This window comes from Paracoccus thiocyanatus (genome assembly GCF_900156255.1).
In the GTDB taxonomy this organism is placed as follows: domain Bacteria; phylum Pseudomonadota; class Alphaproteobacteria; order Rhodobacterales; family Rhodobacteraceae; genus Paracoccus; species Paracoccus thiocyanatus.
The window spans coordinates 10,359-28,563 of the sequence record NZ_FTMK01000017.1; the positions used below are offsets into that span (position 1 = coordinate 10,359).

Here is an 18,205-nt window from a genome sequence, read left to right on the forward strand (position 1 = left end):
GAAATCGGATGACAAGTCAGGACAGGATGGCCGGCGATCCGGTGCCGCGGCTGGTCGCGGATGTGGCGGCGGGACTTGTCGGCCACGCACGGCTGGCCGAGCGGCTGGTGATCGCGCTTCTTGCCAACGGCCATGTGCTGCTGGAAGGTCCGCCCGGCATCGCCAAGACCCGCGCCGTCAAGCGGCTGGCGGCGCATCTGCCCGGACGCCATGCCCGCATCCAATGCACGCCGGACCTGCTTCCCTCGGACCTGACGGGAACGCAGATCTTCCGTCCCGGCAACGGCGGCTTCGACTTCGTGCCGGGGCCGCTGTTCCACGCGCTGGTGCTGGTGGACGAGATCAACCGCGCGCCGCCCAAGGTGCAATCGGCGCTGCTGGAGGCGATGGCCGAGCATCAGGTGACGACCGGCGGCACCACCCGGCCGCTGCCCGATCCCTTCATGGTCGTGGCCACGCAGAACCCCATCGAGCACGAGGGCACCTTTCCGCTGCCCGAAGCGCAGATGGACCGCTTCCTGCTGCATCTTGCCCTGGACATGCCGGGGGCCGAGGACGAACGCGCCATCCTGGACCTGGTCGAGGCCGAGACCGCCGCGCCCCCCGCCCCGCCCGGCACCGCCATCGCCGAGGCGGAAATCCACGCCGCCCGCCGCGCCGTCGCGGGCGTGTATCTGGCCCCGGCGCTCAAGGATTTCATCATCCGGCTGGTGATGGCGACGCGGGCGGGCGGGATGGCGGCGGAATGGGTCGAACATCCGGTCTCGCCGCGCGGCACGCTGGCGCTGGCGGCGGCGGCGCGGGCGCGGGCCTGGCTGCACGGCCGCGACCATGCCCTGCCCGAGGATGTCGAGGACCTGGCCCAGGACGCCCTGGCCCATCGCCTGGTCCCCAACTGGCAGGCGGTCAGCGAGGGGCGCAGCGGCCGCAGCCTGATCGCCGACATCCTGCGCCAGGTCCGGCCGTGGTAGCGGCGGCGCTGGACCATCCCGGCCTGCGCCTGACCGCGGCGGAACTGGTGGCGCTGCGCCCGCCGGCGCGCGCCGGGCGCGAAACCCCGGCCAGCCGCCGGCCCGGCGCGCTGGCATCGCGCGCGCCGGGACAGGGCATGGACCTGCGCGAAATCCGCGCCTTTGCCCAAGGGGACGACCTGCGCCGCCTTGATCCCTCGGCGACGGCGCGGACCGGCCAGTTGCATGTCCGCAGCTTTCACGACGACCGCGACGACAGCACGCTGCTGATTGCCGATTTCCGCCCTGCCATGCTGTGGGGGACCGGCACGGCGCTGCGCTCGGTCCGGGGCGCGCGCGCGCTGGCGCGGATCGGCTGGCAGGGCGTGGCGCGCGGCGGCTCGGTGGCGCTGGTCGCGGTCGGGGACGGCCCGCCGGCGCTGCTGGCCGCCGGCACGGGCGCGGCGCAAATGCAGGCGGTGGCGGCGGCGCTGGCCCGCGTCCATGACGCGGCGCTGGCGCGGGCGGCGCAGGCGGCGGGGCGGTCTTCGGGACAGGCTTCGGGGCCGGCGCAAGGCTTGGCCCCGGTGCTGGCGCAGGCCCGGCGGCTGGCCCCGCCCGGCGCCCAGGTGCATCTGGCCACCGGCCCCGAGGGGCTGGAGGGCGCGGATGCGGCCCTGGCGCGGCTGGCCCGCGGGCGCAGGGTCAGCCTGCACCTGATCCTGGACCCGGCCGAAACCGCGCCGCCCGCCGCGGGGCTGGCGGTCCATGACGGGCGGGCGGCGCGCCATGGCCGGCTTTGCGCCCATGATCCGCTGCCGCTGATGGCCCGCCTGCGCGGCCTGGGCCTGCGCGTCGCCACGGTTCTGCCCGATGACACCGGATGAACTGATCGCCGCCCTGGCCCCCAGCCGCCTGCCGCCCGGCCTGATGGCGCTGGACTGGCGCGGGATGCTGGCGCTGGCGGGGCTTGGCCTGCTGGCCGGGCTGGCGCTCGCGCTGGCGCTGTCGCCGCTGCTGTCGCGCCGCCCCTCGCGCCGCGCCCGGATCCGCGCCACCCGCGGCCTGCCGGGGGCCGAGCGGCTGCTGGCCATCGCCCGCATCCTGGGCCGCCTGCCCGCCGCCCTGCGCGCCCCCGCCTATGGCGCCGCCCCCATGCCGCCCCAGGACGAGGTCGAGCGCCTTGCCAGGCGGCGCAGATGAGCCTGGCCTTTCCCCTGGCGCTGCTGCTTTTGCCCTTGCCGCTGCTGATGCGGCTGTTGCCGCCGGCGGCGGCGCAAGGCGGGCTGCGCGTGCCGCCGCATGTCTTTGCCGCCATGGCGCCGCAGCGGGGCCGCAGGGGCGGGCTGCTGCTGCCGGCGCTGGCCTGGGCGGCGCTGGTGCTGGCGCTGGCCGGGCCGCAGGTCGACCGCTCCAGCGGCATGCTGCCGGCTTCGGGGCGCGACATCGTGCTGGCCATCGACCTGTCGGGCAGCATGCTCAAGCAGGACTTCCAGCTTGACGGCCAGCCCGTCTCGCGGCTCCAGGCGGTCAAGCGCACCGCCGCAAGCTTTGTCGCGGCGCGGCAGGGCGACCGGATCGGGCTGGTGATCTTTGGCGACCGGGCCTATTTCGCGCAGCCGCTGACCTTTGACGTGGCCTCGGTCGCCCGCGCCATCGACGAGGCGCAGGTGGGCATCTCGGGCCGCGCCACGGCCATCTCGGACGGGCTGGGGCTGGCGATGAAGCGGCTGGCCGCCAGCGATGCGCCCAGCCGGGTGATCGTGCTCATGTCGGACGGGGTCGATACCTCGGGCAAGGTCCGCGCGCGGGACGCGGCGCGGCTGGCGGCCCGGCACGGCATCCGCATCCACAGCGTGGCGCTTGGCCCCGACGACCTGGAAACCCGCCCCGGCGCGCGCGACGCCGTCGACATCCGCACCCTGCGCGAACTGGCGCAGACCAGCGGCGGCGCCACCTTTCGCGTGCGCCGGACCGAGGACCTGCGCGCCATGGCCGCGGCGCTGGACCGGCTGGAACCCAACCCGGCCGAGCGCCCGCCGATGCGCTATTGGCAATCGCTCTGGGCCTGGCCGGGGGCGTTGGGGCTGCTGGCGCTGGTTCTGATCGGCTGGAGGCGCGGATGATCCTTTTGCGTCCCTGGTGGCTTCTGGCGCTGCCGGTTCTGGCCGGGATCGCGCTGGCGATCCGGCGGCGCGGCCCCGATGCCGGCGGCTGGCAGGCGGTGATGCCGCCCCATATGCTGGCGGGCCTGGCGGCGCTGGGGCAGCTTGGCACCGGCGCGGGCTGGCCGCGGATGCTGCCGCTGGCCGCCGCGGCGGCGCTGGCGCTGGGGCTGGCCGGCCCGGCCGTCCCGCGGCCCGACAGCCCGGTCCTGGCCCAGGCCGACGCGGTGGTGATCGCCATCGACATGTCGCCCTCGGTCGCGCAAGGCCCGGCGCTGGCGGATGCGCAGGCCGCGGCCGCCGGGCTGCTGGCGCGGCTGGCCGGCCGTCCCGTCGGGCTGATCCTGTTCGCCGGCGAAGCCTATGCCGTCGCCGCCCCCACCGGCGACCCGGCGACGCTTCAGACGCAGATCGCGGTCCTGGACGCCGAAACCATGCCCGACCAGGGCTCTCGTCCCGCCGCGGCGCTGGCCCTGGCCGGGCAGATGCTGCGCGGCACGGCCCGCGCCGATCTGGTGCTGATCTCGGATGGCGGCGGCATCGACGGCGCGGCGCGGGCCGAGGCCGGGCGGCTGGCGGCGGCCGGGATCGGCATCTCGGCCCTGACGGTGCGGGGGAACCCGCCCGGCCGGGTCCAGGATCTGGCCGGGATCGCCAGCGGCCCGGTCGTGCCCGCCGACCAGCCGGCGGCCCTGGCGCAGGCGCTGGCCGCCTCGGGGCTGGCGCGCGACCCGGCGCTTCGGGCGCTGCGCTATCGCGACCTGGGGCCCTGGTCGGCGCTGCTGGCGCTGGCCCTGCTTTTGCCGCGCTTTCGGAGACAGGCATGAGACGGGCGCTGCCGCTTGCCGCCGGGCTGGCCTGCCTGGCGCTGGCCGGGCCGCAGGCGCTGGGGCGGCTTTTGCTGATCGCCGGCCTGCCGGGCCTTGCGGCGCCGCTGCTCTCGGACCCGGCCGAGCGGGGCGTCGCGCTCTATCGCGCCGGCCGCTATGCCCAGGCGGATGCGGCGCTGGCCGCCTCGGGGCGGGGGCAGACCTATAACCGCGGGCTCAGCCTGGCGGCGGTCGGGGACTATCCGCTGTCCGTGGCCTATTTCGATGCCGTGCTTTACGCCAATCCCGCCGATGCCGAGGCGCGGCAGAGCCGCGATCTGGTCGCCGCCATGTATCCGCCCGCGCGCGGTGAAAGCATCGCGCCGGGCCGGATCCAGGGGCATGGCGGCCAGGGGCCGGGCCAGCAAAGCCCGCAAAGCTCGCCCGGCGCCGTCCAGGATCCCGAAAACCAGCGCCGGCTGGACGCGGGCGGCATCGTCGCCAGCGACGCCTGGCTTGACAGCATTCCCGACGATCCGGGCGCGTTTCTCAAGCTGCGCCTGGCCGCGGAATACGACCGCCGCGCCGCCCAGGGCCTGGTCCGCCCGCGCGAGGGCGAGCCATGGTGATCCGCGCCCTGCTGCTTTTTCTGCTGTCGGCGCTGCCGCTTGCGGCGCAGGACAGCCTGCGCCTGATCGTGCCGCCGATGCGGCCGGTGGTGGGCGAGATGATCCCGGTGACGATCCGCGGCGAATACAAGGGCGCGATCACCCTGGAAAACATGCAATTCCCCGATTCCACCGCCTATGACTGGATCCAGGTCGCGCGCGACCGCTGGGCGGATGAACGGGTCGAAGGCCGGCTGCGCCGGGTCTTCGAACGCCGCATCGCGGTCTTTCCCCGCGCCGCCGGCACCCTGACCATCGGCCCGGTCGTCCATAGCCTGACCAAGGCCCAGGGCACTGCCCGGCTGCAAGGCGACGTGACCGCCAGCCCGGTCGTCCTGTCGGTGCTGGCCTATCCGGGTTCGGGCCGGCCGCTGGCGGCGCGCCATGTCACGGTCAAGGACGAATATTCCGCCGACCCGGCCAGCCTGCGCCCCGGCCAGACCTTTACCCGCCGCCTGACCCTGACGGCCGAGGGCAGCATGGACCACCTGCTGCCGCCCCGGCCCGACATCCGCGGCGACGGGCTGGTCAGCCTTGCCGCGCCCGAGATCCGCGAGACCCGGCTGACCGCCGAAGGGCCGGTCGCCGTGGCGATCTGGGAATGGAGCCTGCGATCCCAGGGCAGCGGGTCCGGCAGCGGCGGCGGGGCGCTGACGCCGATCCAGTTCGTCTGGTTCAACACCCTGATCCGCGAGATGCGCGGCGCGGTGACATTGCCGGTGCAGGTCGGGCCGGCCGGCAGCGGCCTGGACGGGGCGGCGCGCCCGCCCGCCGGCATGGCGGCGCTGGCCGCGGCCATCGGCGGGATCGCCCTGCTTGCCGGTCTGGCCGCGGGGCTGCCGGGGACCCGGCTGGCCACCCGCCGCCAGGTCCTGCGCCGGCTGCACCGGGGCCTGCCCAACCCGCACCGCCACGCCCTGCGCCAGGCCGCCGCGGCCGGCGATCTATGGGCGCTGCGCCGCGCCGCGCAGGATTATGCCGCGCATGAGCGCGCGGCCGGCCGCAGCATCGACGCGCAGGCGCTGGCGACGCTGGACCGGGCGCTGTTCGCCGCCCGGCCGCCGCCCTTCGACCCGATGGGCTTTGCGCGCCGGTTGCAGTCGCGCCCGGCGCGTCAATAGCGCAGCCGGGCGTAATAGGATTGCGCGGCCGCCGCCCGCGCCTGGCCCAGCGTGACGATGCCGCGGTCGCGAAGCAGCGGCAAAAGCCGCAGGAACAGTTCCGCCGTCACCAGCGCGTCGCCAAGCGCATTGTGGCGCTGCGCGATCCCGACCCCCAGCCGCGCCGCGAGGGCCTCCAGCGAATGCGAGGGCTCATGCGGCTGGGCAATGCTGGCCAGCAGCAGCGTGTCCAGCACCGGCTGGTCAAAGCGCAGCCCGGTCGCGGCCTCTTTCATCTGCAAAAAGCGCATGTCGAAGGCGACGTTATGGCCGACCAGCACCGTATCGGCGGCATAGGCGTGAAATGCCGGCAGCACCTGGCCGATGCGGGGCTGGCCCTGCACCATCTCGGGGCGGATGCCGTGATAGGGGATCGACGCCTCGGGGATCTCGCGCCCCGGATCGACCAACTGGTCGAAACGCTCACCGCGCAGGATCTTGCCGCTCAGGATGCGCAGCGCGCCGACCTGGATGATCTCGTCGCCCTGCGCCGGGTTCAGCCCGGTCGTCTCGGTGTCGAAGACGGTATAGGTCAGCCGGTCAAGCGGCTGGTCGTCCAGCGAATGGCTGGATTCGCTGGCCGCGAACAGGTCGAAATCGTAATATTCGGGGCGCGGCTCCAAAGCCTCGGCCTGGGGTCCCGCCTCGGCCGTGGGCAGCAGGAAGCGGAAAAAGGCCAGCCCCGCCGCCCGGTCCCGTTCCAGCCACAGCGCGCCGCCATGGCGTTCGGCGATGTCGCTTGCCTCGGGCGGTGCGGCGGCCCTGGTCCCGGCGGGGTCCAGCGGCCAGACCAGGTCCAGATGCGCCCAGCCCGGCGTCGCGGCCGGCGCCAGCCGCAGGGTCAGCGGCGGCATGCCCTGCGGCCCGGCCAGTTGCCCCGCCAGCGCGCCAAGCGCCTGGATCAGCGAGAAGCTGTCCAGCCGCAGCCACAGCCCGGCATCGGCGCTTTCCACCCCGGCGACCCGCCCGGTCCGGGCCAGCACATGCTGCGCCGCCGCCGCCAGCAGGTCCTCGCCCAGCATCTCTTGCAAGGGCCAGCGCGTCAGGATCTCTTGCGAGGCGTCCTCGGTCAGCGCCGCCAGCCGCCGGCCCATGGCAGCGACCTCGTCGCGGACGATGGCGTGGAAGCCGTCGCGCTCGGCCGGGTCCAGGTCGGGATAATCCAGCATGTCCAGCGCCGCGCCCATATTGGCAAGCGAGGCGCGGCTGGCCTCGGTCAACTGGGTCAGCCGGCGGTCGCGCAGCGATTGGGCGGCATAATCCTGGGTGATGTCGTCAAGCAGCAGCACATAGCCGCTGATCGCGCCGCCCTGCGCCCGCACCGGGGCCAGCACGACATGCAAAAGGCTGCCGGTGGGCGTCGCGGTGACGAATTGCGCCGAAACGGCGGCCTCGCCGCGGGCGATATGGCGGTCCACCGTCTCGCGCGCATGTTCGATCAGCGCCCGGTCGATCATCGCATGGATCGAGCGGCCCAGCCCGATCGCCTCGGCCCCGCCGGCGGGCTGGCCGCCCAAGGCACGGTGAAACAGCCCGCGCGCATGGTCGTTGTAAAGCAGGATGCGGCCGTCCAGGTTGCAGACCACGACGCTTTGGCGCAGTTCGGCCATCAGCGCGCCAAGCTGGTCGCGTTCCTGCGCCACCTTGTCCTGGGCCTCGGCCACCAGCCGGGCCATGTCGGTCTGCAAGGTCTGGCGCTGGTCGGCCAGCCGGTTCAGCGCATCGGCCAGCCCGGCCAGGGCGCCGCTTGCCTGGAGCCGCGGCGCATCGGCATTGCCTGCCAAAAGCCGCGCCGCATCGGCCAGCCGCGCCGGGGCCGCGACATGGCGGGCATGCAGCCGCGCCGCCAGCCAGCCCGCCAGCACCGCGCCGGCCAGCCACCAGCCCAGCAGGATCGCGCCGCTGGATTGCAGCGCCGGGGCCAGGGCGGCGGCCAGCCCCCCGCGCAGCCCCAAAGGCAGCGAGGCATGAAACAGCGCCCCACCGGCAAGCGCCCAAAGCGCCAGCGCCAGCCCCGGCGCGGCCACCAGCGCCAGGCGGCGCGGCGCGGGCTTCATGCCAGCATCTCGCGGATGCGGGCGATCAGGTCGCGGGTCGAAAACGGCTTGGTCACATAGGCATCCGCCCCCGCGCCCATGCCGCGGGCGATGTCGGTGTCGCGGCCCTTGGCGGTCAGCATCAGGATGCGGATGCCCGACAGGCCGGGATCGGCGCGCACCGCCTCGCAGACCTCAAAGCCGCTCAGCCCCGGCATGGCCGCGTCCAGCAGCACCAGCCGCGGCCGCTCGGCCCGGATCGCGGCCAGCGCCTGGGTGCCGTCGGGGGCGACCAGCACCTCGTAGCCCTCGCGCTTCAGCATGAAGGACAGCGACACGACGATGTTCGGCTCGTCATCCGCGATCAGCACCCTATCGGCCATCGGCTCCCCCCTTGGGCAGGGCGAAGCCGAAACAGGCCCCCCGGCCCGGCTGGCTGTCCAGCCATATCCTGCCGCCCAGATTGGCGATGATCTGCCGGCTGATCGGCAGCCCCAGCCCGGTGCCCTGCGGGCGGTTGCCGGCCTCGCCGCCCTGGCGGAACTTGTCGAATACGCCCGCCTGGTCCTGGGGCGCGACGCCGGGGCCGTTGTCGCAGACCGTGACCACCAGCTCGCTGCCCTGCTCGCGCAGCGCGACCTGGACCCGGCCGCGCCCCTCGGGGACGAATTTCGCGGCGTTGGACAACAGGTTGACCAGCACCTGCGTCAGCCGGTCGGGATCGGCCAGCAACAGCGGCACCTGATCGGGCAGGTCCAGCACCACCTCGGCCCCGCGCTCGCGGAACAGTTCCGCGGTCGCGCGCAGCGCGGCGACGATCAGCGCCTTCAGGTCCACGTCGGTATTGTGCCATTCGGCCATGCCGGATTCGATCTTGGCCAGGTCCAGCACCTGGTTGACCAGCCGGCTCAGCCTTTCGCTTTCCGACAGGATGATGGCCAGGAACTCCTTGCGCTCGTGCGGCTGGATGTCGGGCGTGTCCAGCATCAGTTCGGTCAGCGCCCGGATCGAGGTCAGAGGCGTGCGCAGTTCATGCGTGACCGAGGACATGAAATCGTCCTTGAGCTGGTCCAGGCTCTTCAGCTTTTCATTGGCGGCGCGCAGCTCGACCGTCGCCTCTTCAAGCTCGCGGGCATAGATGCGCACCTGCGACGCCTCGTCGATGATCTCCAGCACGTCGCCCAGGCTCAGCGGTTCTTCCTGCGCCACCGATTCGACCATGACGCGGGCCGATGCGGTGCCGATGGCGCCGGCGATCTGGCGCTCGACCCGGTCCACCAGCCGGGCATCGGCGGTCAGGTTGTCCAGCGCGGTGCCGGTCTCGCGCGCGTGGTCGCGAAACAGCGCCTCGGCCCGCGCCGCGCCCAGAAAGCGGCCGGCCAGCCGGCGCAGGTCCTCGGGCCGCGCCCGGCCGCGCCAGAAGACGGGCTGCGCCTGCCCCCGCTCGAACACCTCGACGAACAGCAGCGCCTGGCTGGCCTCGCGCGCCGAGGCCCGGCCGCGCAGCGACAGGCCGACGTAAAGCGCGACATTGACCAAAAGGCTCCAGAACAGCGAATGGGTCAACTCGTCGAAACCGGCCATGCCGAACAGCCGCTGCGGCGCCAGGAAGCCCAGGCCCATGGGGCCGTCCAGAAAGCCGGCGCCGATCCAGCCCGACCGCGCCAGCGATGGCAGCATCAGCGTATAGGCCCAGACCAGCGACCCGCCCAGCAGCCCGCCAAGCGCGCCCGCCCGCGTCGCGCCGCGCCAATACATGCCGCCCAGAAGCGCCGGGGCGAATTGCGCCACCGCGGCAAAGCTGATCAGCCCGATCGAGACCAGCGCATAAGCCTCGCCGGCGACGTGGAAATACAGATAGCCCAGCAGCAGCACCAGCAGGATGGCGGCCCGGCGGATGTTCAGCAACAGCCGCGTCAGGTCGCCGCCCTTGCGGGCAAAGCGGCCGCTGCCCAGCAGCGCCGGCATCACCAGGTCGTTGCACACCATGGTCGAGACGGCGACGGTTTCCACGATGATCATCCCCGTCGCCGCCGACAGCCCGCCGATATAGGCCAGCAGCGCCAGCCAGACCGCGCCCTGCGACAAAGGCAGCGTCAGCACATAGCTTTCCGCCCCCGCGCCGCCATCGCCGAAGATCAGCATCCCGCCGATGGCGATGGGCAGCACGAAGATGTTGATCAGCAGCAGATAGGCCGGGAACAGCCACGACGCGCGCAGGATATGGCGTTCGTTCACGCATTCGACCACCATCATCTGGAACTGCCGCGGCAGCATCAGCACCGACAGCATCGACAAAAGCGTCAGCGTGAACCATTGCGCGCCATGGAAGCCCTGAAAGCCCTGCCCGTCCAGGCTCAGCAGGTCGGCGATCTGGGGCTGGGCCTGGGCGCGCGCCCAGATGTCGCCCATGCCGCCGAAAAGCCCGTAGGTGACAAAGACCCCGACCGCCAGAAACGCCGCCAGCTTGACCGCGGATTCAAAGGCGATGGCGGCGACCATGCCCTCGTGGCGCTCGGACAGGTCCAGGTGGCGGGTGCCGAAGACCACCGCGAAACCCGCCAGCGACAGCGCCATGTAAAGCGTGCCGTCGCGCCACCATGCCGCGCCGTCCTGGCCCGGCCCGCCGGTCAGCGCCTCGTATCCGGCCGAGACCGCCTTTAGCTGCAAGGCGATATAGGGCAGGATGCCGACCACGGTGATCAGCGTGACCAGCGCCGCCAGCAACGGGCTTTTGCCATAGCGGCTGGCGATGAAATCCGCGATCGAGGTGATGCGGTAGCTGCGCGCGATCCGCACCATCTTGCGCAGCACCAGCCAGGCCAGCAGCATGGCCAGCATCGGCCCCAGATAGATGGGCAGGAACCACACCCCGCCCGAGGCGGCGCGCCCCACGCTGCCGAAATAGGTCCAGGCCGAACAATAGACCCCCCAGGACAGCGCATAGACAAAGCTGTTGTCGATCAGCGACCGGCCCTGGCCGGCGCGGCGGTCGCCATGCGCCGCCACCGCCACCAAAAGCAGCAGATAGCCAAAGGATACGCCAAGGACCAGGCCGGGCTGGATCATCGGTCCACCTTGTTGTCGTCCGGGGCATCCTTGGCGCCGCGGCCGCCGCGGCGGGCGCTGACCCAGGCCAGCGCCGCGACCAGCCCGGCCCAGATCGCGAACAGCGCCACCGGCAGCAGCGGCAGGCCCAGCACCGTCAGCGGCTGGTCCCAGACCAGCAGCATGGGAAAGTTGAACAGCAGAAAACCCGCGCCGCACAGCGCCAGCAGCACCTGCGCCGGGGGACCGTCGCGCCGCCTCATAGCAGGTCCAGCCGGTAATGCCGGCCCAGCCATTGCTTGAAATCGCGCACGATGTTCAGCGAATCGCGCAGGGCCTGGCGGTCCAGCCGGCCCAGATCGGCGGGGCGGATGGTGTTGTCGGGGGCCTGGCCGCGGCTGATCTGCGCCAGGTTGGCCTCCAGCTTCAGCCCCATCATGCAATGCAGCGCATCCGCCAGGTCGCGCGCCAGCCCCGCCTCGATGCGCCCCGCCCCGGCCAGCGCCTGCAAGCGGGCGCGGGTGCCGGTGGCGGCGACGCCATGTTCCAGCGCCAGCGCGCGGGCGCCATGCACCAGCGGAAAGATGCCCAGCTTTTTCAGGTCGATCTCGGCCGCCTCGGGGCCGCGCATCCCCGGCAGGCGGCGCCACCAGCCGCCCTCGGCGCCGCTGTCGAACTGCCGGATCGCGGCGGCGAAGCGGGCGTGGAAACTGTCGCTGCCGGTCAGCATGCGCCGCAGCCGGTTCTGCACCGCGGCCAGCAAGGTGGCGTCGCCGGACACCGGCACGGCGTCCAGAAAGATCGCCAGGTTCATCGGCCCCTCGGCATCGCCGCCATGGATCCAGTCGCGCAGGCTGTCGCCAAAGCCCCGCACGTCCTGGCACCATTGCGGCCGGCTCAGCATGATGCCGCCCGCGCAGGGCGGATAGCCGAACGAAATCAGCGCCTGGGTGAACGCCTGGGTGACGCGCCCCAGCCCGTCAAAGGCAAAGCCGTCGCGCAGGATCAGGGCGTTGTCCTGATCGGTGCGGATGATCTGTTCGGACCGCCCCTCGCTGCCCATGACGATCAGGCAGCAGTTCTCGCGCAGCGGCTGCGGCGCCAGCATCTGCCACAGCCGGCGAAAGATCTGCCGGTTCAGCCCGCCGACCAGCCCGGCGATGACCTCGATGCGCACCCCGTCCTGGTGCAGGATGCGGATCAGCGCCTCGACCTGGGCGGCGGGGCGGGCCAGTTCGGCCGGGCTGGTGGCGCGCGCGATCTCGGCCGCGACCAGATGCGACTGGTTGGCCAGGAACCCCATCAGGTCAAGCTGGCTGAGGATGCCGACCACCTGGTCCCCATCGCGCACCAGGACGCGGTGGATGCGGTGGCGCAGCATCAGCATCATCGCATCGTAAAGATCGTCCCCGACGCCCACGGCCAGGGGGGTGAAGCTGGTAAAGTCGCGCACCTTCAGCGCCGCCGGCGGCTGGTCGCGCAGGATCGCCTGCACCAGGTTGGTGGTGGTAAAGATGCCCAGCCGCGCGCCGTCCTGCACCAGCGCATCGGTGATGCCGCGCGCCGCCAACTGGCCGCACAGGGACAAAAGGTCGGTCTGGGCATCGACGAAAAGCGGCTTGCGCAGGATGGCGTCGCGCACCCGCGCCGTGACCAGCGTCACCATCTCGCGCTGCTCGTGGCGCAGCGCCCGGCCGGCGGCGGTCACGGCCGCCATCCCGGCCCGGCGCGTCCGGGCCAAGCCGCTGCTTTGCAGGTATCGCGCATGGATCGCTGCCCCCCTCCCGACCTTGCAACCGCGCGCGCCGCAGCCTTTCGGGCTGCGCCGGGCGCCATTCCGGCATTCCTCCCTGCTCGCAATTCCCTTGTTAAGCCCAAGCGCGGGGGTTTCACAACATCCTTGCCCACGCCAAAGCCGCCCCCGGCCGGCGGCGCGGGGTCGCATGCGCAGTTCTTGACTTGAATCAATACCCTGCGGCATCGATATCCGCAGGATGGCCCCGCGCCATGGCCGGATTTCCGCGCCGCAGCCCGCCGCCGGGCGCGCGCGCCCCCGGCAAGCCGCCCGCCACAGGAGGAACGCGATGACCCCAGCCGAACCCGCGCCGGACCCGGTGCCGTGGCATGCCCGGACCGCCCAGGCGACCTGCGCCGCCCTGGCGACCGGCCCCGACGGGCTGACCCAGGACGAGGCGGCGCGGCGGCTGGACCGCTTCGGCCCCAACGAATTGCCGCCCGCGCCCCGCACCCATCCGGCGCTGCGCTTTCTGGCGCAGTTCAACAATGCGCTGATCTATTTCCTGCTTTCCGCGGCACTGGCCTCCATCGCGCTGGGGCATGTCGTCGACGGCGCGGTCATCCTCGCGGTGGTGCTGATCAACGCCGTCGTCGGCTTCGTCCAGGAAGGCAAGGCCGAACGCGCGCTGGACGCCATCCGCGACATGATCGCCCCCCAGGCCGTGGTCCTGCGCCAGGGGCAGCGGCACGTGATCGACACCCGCCGGATCGTGCTCGGCGACATCGTCGCGGTCGAGGCGGGCGACAAGGTTCCCGCCGACCTGCGCCTGCTGCGCGCCCGCGGCCTTTCCGCCGACGAGGCGATCCTGACCGGCGAATCGGTGCCGGCGGAAAAGACCGAAATCCCGGTCGCGCCCGATGCCGTTCTGGGCGACCGCGCGCCGATCCTGCATTCCGGCACGCTGATCACCACCGGCCAGGGCCTGGGCGTGGCGGTGGCGACGGGGCCGCGGACCCAGATCGGCCGCATCTCCGGCATGATCGGCGCGGTCCAGACCCTGACCACGCCGCTTTTGCGCCAGATCAACGGCTTCGGCACCCGCTTTACCTGGTTCGCCATCGCCACCGGCGCGCTGCTTTTCGCCTTTGCCACCCTGCTGCGGGGCTATGACCCGCTGGACGCGCTGATGGTGGTGGTGGCCCTGGCGGTCGGCGTCGTCCCCGAGGGGCTGCCCGCCGTCATCACCATCACCCTTGCCATCGGCGTGCGCCGCATGGCGGCGCGCAACGCCGTGGTGCGCCGCCTGCCCGCGGTCGAGACGCTGGGCGCGACCTCGGTCATCTGCTCGGACAAGACCGGCACCCTGACCCGCAACGAAATGACCGTGCGCCATCTGGTGACTGCCGCCGGCCTGACCGCGGTGTCGGGCACCGGCTATGCGCCGCAGGGCGGCGGGCTTGCCGCCCCCGACGGGACCGCCGCCGCCGCCGATCCCGCCCGCGACACGCTGATCCGCGCCGCGCTGCTTTGCAACGATGCCCGGCTGGCCGAGCGCCAGGGGCAGTGGACCGTGCTGGGCGACCCGATGGAGGGCGCGCTGCTCGCCGCCGCCGCCAGGGCCGGCCTGGACCCGCAGACCCAGCGCGCCGCCTGGCGCCGCCTGGACGAGATCCCCTTTGACGCCCAGCACCGCTTCATGGCGACTTTGCATGACGATCCCGGCGGCGGCTGGCGCATCTTCGTCAAGGGCGCGCCGGAACGGCTGCTGGCCATGTGCGCCGACCAGGCGGCGGGCGGGACCGTGCAGCCGCTCGACCCCGGCTATTGGCAGACCCGCATCGACGCCTGCGCCAGGAACGGCGAACGGGTGCTGGGTTTCGCCACCCGTGCCGCCGCTTCCGGCGACACGCGGTTGGATTTCGCCATGGTCGAAAGCGGGCTGACCTTTCTGGGCCTGGCCGGGCTGATGGACCCGCCGCGGGACGAGGCGGTGGCGGCGGTGGCCGAGTGCCGCTCGGCCGGGATCGCCATCAAGATGATCACCGGCGACCACAAGGGCACGGCCGCCGCCATCGCCCGCCAGCTTGCCATCGCCGACGACCCGCAGGTCCTGGAAGGCGCGGCGCTGGACGGCATGCCCGACGCCACCCTGCGCCGCGAGGTAGAGCGGGTCAGCGTCTTCGCCCGCGCCACGCCCGAACACAAGCTGCGCATCGTCGATGCCTTGCAGGCGAATGGCCATATCGTCGCCATGACCGGCGACGGGGTGAACGACGCGCCCGCCGTCAAGCAGGCCGATGTCGGCGTCGCCATGGGCCGCAAGGGCACCGAGGCCGCCAAGGAGGCGGCGCAGATGGTGCTGCTTGACGACAATTTCGCCTCGATCGTCGCCGCGGTGCATGAAGGCCGCACCGTCTACGACAATATCCGCAAGGTGATCGGCTGGACCCTGCCCAGCAATGGCGGCGAGGTGCTTTGCGTGATCCTGGCCATCATCCTGGGCCTGACCCTGCCGATGACGCCGGTGCAGATCCTGTGGATCAACATGATCCTGACCGTGACGCTTGGCCTGGTGCTGGCCTTCGAGCCGCCCGAGCCCGACGTGATGAACCGCCCGCCGCGGCCGCGCGACGCGCCGATCCTATCGCGCTTCCTGGTCTGGCGCATCGGCTTCGTCTCGGTGCTGTTCATGCTGGGGGTGTTCGGCATCTTCGCCTATGCCCAGCATCGCGGCTACGGGATCGACGGCGCCCGCACCATGGTCGTGAACACCCTGGTGGTGATGGAGATCTTCTACCTGTTCAACGTGCGCTACCTGCACCGCACATCCTTCAGCCTGGTCGGCGCCATGGGCACTCCGGCGGTGCTGGCGGCGGTCGCGGTGGTGGTCGCGGCGCAGATGCTGTTCACCTATGCGCCCTTCATGCAGGACCTGTTCGACAGCGCGCCCCTGGCCTTTGCCGACGGGCTGGTGATCGTGCTGGTGGGCGTGGCGACCATGACCATCCTGGAAATCGAAAAGATCCTGACCCGCCGCCTGACCCTGTAAGCGGCCGGGATCGCCCGCCCCGGATTGATTTTGTTCCCCATATGTTCTATATCGGGATCACGATCCGCAAGGGAGATCCGCGATGGACACCACCACCTTTGCCCTGCCGGCCACGCCGCGGCAGATGGCCTATGCCCGCTCGCTGGCGCTGAGAAACCAGACGCTTCTACCGTGGGAGGTGCAGCAGGACCGCCGCACCCTCAGCGCCTGGATCGAGGCGCAGGCGCGGATGCGGCCGGCCACGGGGCTGCCGACCTCGAAACAGGTCGCCTTTGCCGAACGCATCGCGCGCATCAAGCGCCGCGCCGTGCCCGAGGAATGTTTCCGCGACCGGGGATTGCTGTCGCGCTGGATCGACAGCAACCGCTGACCGGCGGGCTAGCGGGCGGCGGCGGTGCCCGCATCAGTGGGGCGGCCGTCCGGCGGCGGCTTGGCCGGGCGGTTCGGCGCCAGCAGCACCGGGCGCAGCAGCACCGCCGCCACGAACCCGGCCGCAGCCAACCCCACCGCCGACAGATAGACCCAGCCAAAGGCATCGCGGAACGCCAGCGACACCGCCTCGCGCAGCGGCGGCGCCAGGGCCGCCAGCCGCTCGGGCGTCATCTCGGCCAGGGGTCCCGCACCCTCGACCGTGATGCGCAGCAGCCGGTCCGACAGGATCGCGCCATAGACCGAAATCGCCAGCGACGCGCCCGCCATCCGCGACAGCGTGACCGCCCCGGTCGCCGCGCCGACATCCGCGCGGGGGGCGGAAACCTGCGCCCCGATCACCGGCCCCTGCTGGCCCAGCCCGATGGCCACGCCCTGCCCCATCAGCAGGCCCGCCACCGCCCAGAACGGCGCATGCAGCGGCAGCACCGACAGGCTGAACAGGCAGCCCATCGCCAGGAACAGGCCCAGCACCACCCAGGGCTTGTAGCGCCCGGTGGTCGAGATCAGCCGCCCCGCCGTCAGCGAGCCGATGGCAAGCCCCCCGGTCACGGCGATGAAGAACAGCCCCGCCGCGGCCGGCGACAGGCCGGTGGTCATCTGCAAGAACAGCGCATGGTAATTGACCATGCCGATGGCGATGCCGCCGCTGGCCGCCCCCACGACCAGCAGCAGGCCAAAGTTGCGGTCGGCAAACAGGCGCAGCGGGATGATCGGCTCGGGCGCGCGCCGCTCGATGCGCAGCCACAGGACCAGCGCCAGCGCGGAAATCACCGGCAACGCCAGCGCCGGCCACGCCGTCAGCGATCCGAAAAGCGAACGGCTGTCGGCCCAAAGCACCACCCCCGCGATCGCCACCGCCAGCGTCAGCGCGCCGGGATAATCGACCCTGGGCCGCCGGTCGGGGCGGTAATGCGGCAAAAGCAGCGCCAGCGCGGTCAGCGCCAGCACCCCGATGGGCAGGTTGATCAGAAAGATCGAGCGCCAGCCCAGATATTGGCTCATGCTGCCGCCAAGCGCCGGCCCGACCGAGGCCGAGGCCATCAGCACCAGGCTGGAAAAGCTTTGATAGCGCGCCCGCTCGCGCGGCTCGAACAGGTCGGCATTGATGGAAAAGATCGACACCATGATGCCGCCCCCGCCCAGGCCCTGAAAGGCCCGCGCCGCGATCAGGCTGTCCATCGACCAGGCCAGCCCGCAAACGGCCGAGCCCAGCGTGAACAGCGCCACCGCAAAGATCATCACGTATTTGCGCCCCAAAAGGTCGCCCAGCTTGCCATAGACCGGCATGATCGCCGCCTGCGCCAGCAGATAGGCCGAACCGACCCAGCCGAAACGCTCGATGGCGCCGAACTCGCCGGTGATGGTGGGCAGCGCGGTCGAGACGATCTGGCTGTCCAGCGTGGCCATGAACATGGATAGCATCAGAAAGGCGAAGATCACCTTGCGGCGGCGATGGCTGGGGGCCGCGGGGCCGCAGGACATGGGCTGGATCATGGACCGGAAACCTGTCTGGCCCGCAGGCCGGCGGGCGGGTTCGCATTGCGCAACATATGCGTTTGGCATATATATGCTAAAGGCACATATAACGGGAAGGAAGGACCGATGCAAGCGACCGGCAGGACGGCTGGCATCCAGCGCATTTCCTCGTCCCTGGGGCGGCTGCGCATGATGATCGGGCGGCGGGTGATGGGCCGGCTGGCGCTTAGAAATGTGGCGCCGATGCTGGATGTCTCGGATCTGGACGTGCTGGGCCTGGTGCCGGCGGCCGCTGGCACGGACGGGGAAACGGACGGGGTCTCGGTCGGGGACATCGCGCGGCAATTGCGCATCGACCCTTCGCGCGCCAGCCGGCTGGTGGCGGAACTGGTGCAGCGCGGCTTCCTGGTCCGCGCCATTTCGCAACAGGACGGGCGGCGCGCGGTGCTAAGGCGCAGCGAAACCGGCGAGCGCGTCCTGGCCGAGGTCGAGCGGCTGAAGCACGAATTGATCCGCGAGATCGTCGGCGACTGGCCCGAGGCGCGGCTGGCCGCCTTTGCGCGGGATTTCGACGGTTTCACCCAGGCGCTGGACGCGCGGCTTTCCCGCCCCGACCTGCGCCCGGCCCGGCCCGAATCGCCGCCCGAACCCCGGCCCGAGGCATCCTGACGCCC

At 72.0% G+C, this 18,205-nt stretch carries 16 protein-coding genes; 10 read left to right on the forward strand and 6 right to left on the reverse strand.

What is annotated here, in order from left to right:
- Positions 1-8 precede the first annotated feature (8 nt).
- From F3H32_RS12475 to F3H32_RS12505, 7 genes are read left to right on the forward strand one after another with little or no spacing between them, the layout of a single operon-like run.
- Positions 9-971: an AAA family ATPase gene (locus F3H32_RS12475; protein WP_149766137.1), complete on the forward strand. Its 963-nt coding sequence runs from the start codon at positions 9-11 to the stop codon at positions 969-971.
- Entirely contained in the window at positions 965-1,837 is an 873-nt protein-coding gene (locus F3H32_RS18100) for a DUF58 domain-containing protein (protein WP_262494989.1), read from the forward strand. The genes F3H32_RS12475 and F3H32_RS18100 overlap by 7 nt, the downstream gene beginning before the upstream one ends.
- Positions 1,824-2,153, forward strand: a complete 330-nt coding sequence (locus F3H32_RS12485; RefSeq protein ID WP_149766138.1) for a hypothetical protein — start codon at positions 1,824-1,826, stop codon at positions 2,151-2,153. Before F3H32_RS18100 ends, F3H32_RS12485 begins: the two co-directional genes overlap by 14 nt.
- Positions 2,150-3,076, forward strand: a complete 927-nt coding sequence (locus tag F3H32_RS12490) for a VWA domain-containing protein (protein ID WP_149766139.1) — start codon at positions 2,150-2,152, stop codon at positions 3,074-3,076. Before F3H32_RS12485 ends, F3H32_RS12490 begins: the two co-directional genes overlap by 4 nt.
- A complete protein-coding gene (locus F3H32_RS12495; RefSeq protein ID WP_149766140.1) occupies positions 3,073-3,942 on the forward strand; it encodes a VWA domain-containing protein in 870 nt (289 codons plus the stop codon). Before F3H32_RS12490 ends, F3H32_RS12495 begins: the two co-directional genes overlap by 4 nt.
- Positions 3,939-4,553: a hypothetical protein gene (locus F3H32_RS12500; RefSeq protein ID WP_149766141.1), complete on the forward strand. Its 615-nt coding sequence runs from the start codon at positions 3,939-3,941 to the stop codon at positions 4,551-4,553. Before F3H32_RS12495 ends, F3H32_RS12500 begins: the two co-directional genes overlap by 4 nt.
- Positions 4,547-5,713 (forward strand): BatD family protein, encoded by a 1,167-nt coding sequence (locus F3H32_RS12505; protein WP_149766142.1) that lies wholly within the window; start codon positions 4,547-4,549, stop codon positions 5,711-5,713. The genes F3H32_RS12500 and F3H32_RS12505 overlap by 7 nt, the downstream gene beginning before the upstream one ends.
- On the opposite strand, the gene F3H32_RS12510 is transcribed toward F3H32_RS12505, so the two are convergent.
- The 5 genes from F3H32_RS12510 to F3H32_RS12530 are packed head-to-tail and all read right to left on the reverse strand — an operon-like array spanning position 5,707 to position 12,577.
- The gene (locus tag F3H32_RS12510; protein ID WP_149766143.1) at positions 5,707-7,809 is read right to left on the reverse strand and encodes a 3'-5' exonuclease; all 2,103 of its coding nucleotides are present in this window, start codon (positions 7,807-7,809) and stop codon (positions 5,707-5,709) included. The genes F3H32_RS12505 and F3H32_RS12510 overlap by 7 nt on opposite strands.
- On the reverse strand, positions 7,806-8,171 hold the full coding sequence (locus F3H32_RS12515; RefSeq protein ID WP_115757557.1) for a response regulator transcription factor: 366 nt from the start codon (positions 8,169-8,171) through the stop codon (positions 7,806-7,808). The genes F3H32_RS12510 and F3H32_RS12515 overlap by 4 nt, the downstream gene beginning before the upstream one ends.
- A complete protein-coding gene (locus tag F3H32_RS12520; RefSeq protein WP_149766144.1) occupies positions 8,161-10,857 on the reverse strand; it encodes a sensor histidine kinase in 2,697 nt (898 codons plus the stop codon). Before F3H32_RS12520 ends, F3H32_RS12515 begins: the two co-directional genes overlap by 11 nt.
- Positions 10,854-11,099 carry a hypothetical protein gene (locus F3H32_RS12525; RefSeq protein ID WP_149766145.1) on the reverse strand — a complete coding sequence of 82 codons (246 nt, stop codon included), beginning with the start codon at positions 11,097-11,099 and terminating at the stop codon, positions 10,854-10,856. The genes F3H32_RS12520 and F3H32_RS12525 overlap by 4 nt, the downstream gene beginning before the upstream one ends.
- Complete coding sequence (locus F3H32_RS12530) at positions 11,096-12,577, reverse strand: putative nucleotidyltransferase substrate binding domain-containing protein (RefSeq protein WP_223191441.1); 1,482 nt, start codon at positions 12,575-12,577, stop codon at positions 11,096-11,098. The genes F3H32_RS12525 and F3H32_RS12530 overlap by 4 nt, the downstream gene beginning before the upstream one ends.
- 343 nt (positions 12,578-12,920) lie before the next feature.
- Here F3H32_RS12530 and F3H32_RS12535 point away from each other — a divergent pair, with 343 nt between their 5' ends.
- A complete protein-coding gene (locus F3H32_RS12535; protein WP_149766147.1) occupies positions 12,921-15,623 on the forward strand; it encodes a cation-transporting P-type ATPase in 2,703 nt (900 codons plus the stop codon).
- 82 nt (positions 15,624-15,705) lie between these two features.
- Positions 15,706-15,993: a hypothetical protein gene (locus F3H32_RS12540; protein WP_115757528.1), complete on the forward strand. Its 288-nt coding sequence runs from the start codon at positions 15,706-15,708 to the stop codon at positions 15,991-15,993.
- An 8-nt stretch (positions 15,994-16,001) separates the two neighbouring features.
- On the opposite strand, the gene F3H32_RS12545 is transcribed toward F3H32_RS12540, so the two are convergent.
- The gene (locus F3H32_RS12545) at positions 16,002-17,549 is read right to left on the reverse strand and encodes an MDR family MFS transporter (protein ID WP_188128656.1); all 1,548 of its coding nucleotides are present in this window, start codon (positions 17,547-17,549) and stop codon (positions 16,002-16,004) included.
- 108 nt (positions 17,550-17,657) lie between these two features.
- On the opposite strand from F3H32_RS12545, the gene F3H32_RS12550 reads away from it, so the two are divergent.
- Complete coding sequence (locus F3H32_RS12550; protein ID WP_188128657.1) at positions 17,658-18,200, forward strand: MarR family winged helix-turn-helix transcriptional regulator; 543 nt, start codon at positions 17,658-17,660, stop codon at positions 18,198-18,200.
- Positions 18,201-18,205 lie beyond the last annotated feature (5 nt).

Excerpts from the sequence above, each read along its gene's own strand:
- F3H32_RS12495 (WP_149766140.1), top strand. The coding sequence starts at position 3,073 with ATGATCCTTTTGCGTCCCTGGTGGCTTCTGGCGCTGCCGGTTCTGGCC.
- F3H32_RS12510 (WP_149766143.1), bottom strand. The coding sequence starts at position 7,809 with ATGAAGCCCGCGCCGCGCCGCCTGGCGCTGGTGGCCGCGCCGGGGCTG.
- F3H32_RS12475 (WP_149766137.1), top strand. The coding sequence starts at position 9 with ATGACAAGTCAGGACAGGATGGCCGGCGATCCGGTGCCGCGGCTGGTC.
- F3H32_RS12525 (WP_149766145.1), bottom strand. The coding sequence starts at position 11,099 with ATGAGGCGGCGCGACGGTCCCCCGGCGCAGGTGCTGCTGGCGCTGTGC.
- F3H32_RS12545 (WP_188128656.1), bottom strand. The coding sequence starts at position 17,549 with ATGATCCAGCCCATGTCCTGCGGCCCCGCGGCCCCCAGCCATCGCCGC.
- F3H32_RS12485 (WP_149766138.1), top strand. The coding sequence starts at position 1,824 with ATGACACCGGATGAACTGATCGCCGCCCTGGCCCCCAGCCGCCTGCCG.
- F3H32_RS12535 (WP_149766147.1), top strand. The coding sequence starts at position 12,921 with ATGACCCCAGCCGAACCCGCGCCGGACCCGGTGCCGTGGCATGCCCGG.
- F3H32_RS12515 (WP_115757557.1), bottom strand. The coding sequence starts at position 8,171 with ATGGCCGATAGGGTGCTGATCGCGGATGACGAGCCGAACATCGTCGTG.
- F3H32_RS12500 (WP_149766141.1), top strand. The coding sequence starts at position 3,939 with ATGAGACGGGCGCTGCCGCTTGCCGCCGGGCTGGCCTGCCTGGCGCTG.
- F3H32_RS12505 (WP_149766142.1), top strand. The coding sequence starts at position 4,547 with ATGGTGATCCGCGCCCTGCTGCTTTTTCTGCTGTCGGCGCTGCCGCTT.
- F3H32_RS12550 (WP_188128657.1), top strand. The coding sequence starts at position 17,658 with ATGCAAGCGACCGGCAGGACGGCTGGCATCCAGCGCATTTCCTCGTCC.
- F3H32_RS12520 (WP_149766144.1), bottom strand. The coding sequence starts at position 10,857 with ATGATCCAGCCCGGCCTGGTCCTTGGCGTATCCTTTGGCTATCTGCTG.
- F3H32_RS12540 (WP_115757528.1), top strand. The coding sequence starts at position 15,706 with ATGGACACCACCACCTTTGCCCTGCCGGCCACGCCGCGGCAGATGGCC.
- F3H32_RS12490 (WP_149766139.1), top strand. The coding sequence starts at position 2,150 with ATGAGCCTGGCCTTTCCCCTGGCGCTGCTGCTTTTGCCCTTGCCGCTG.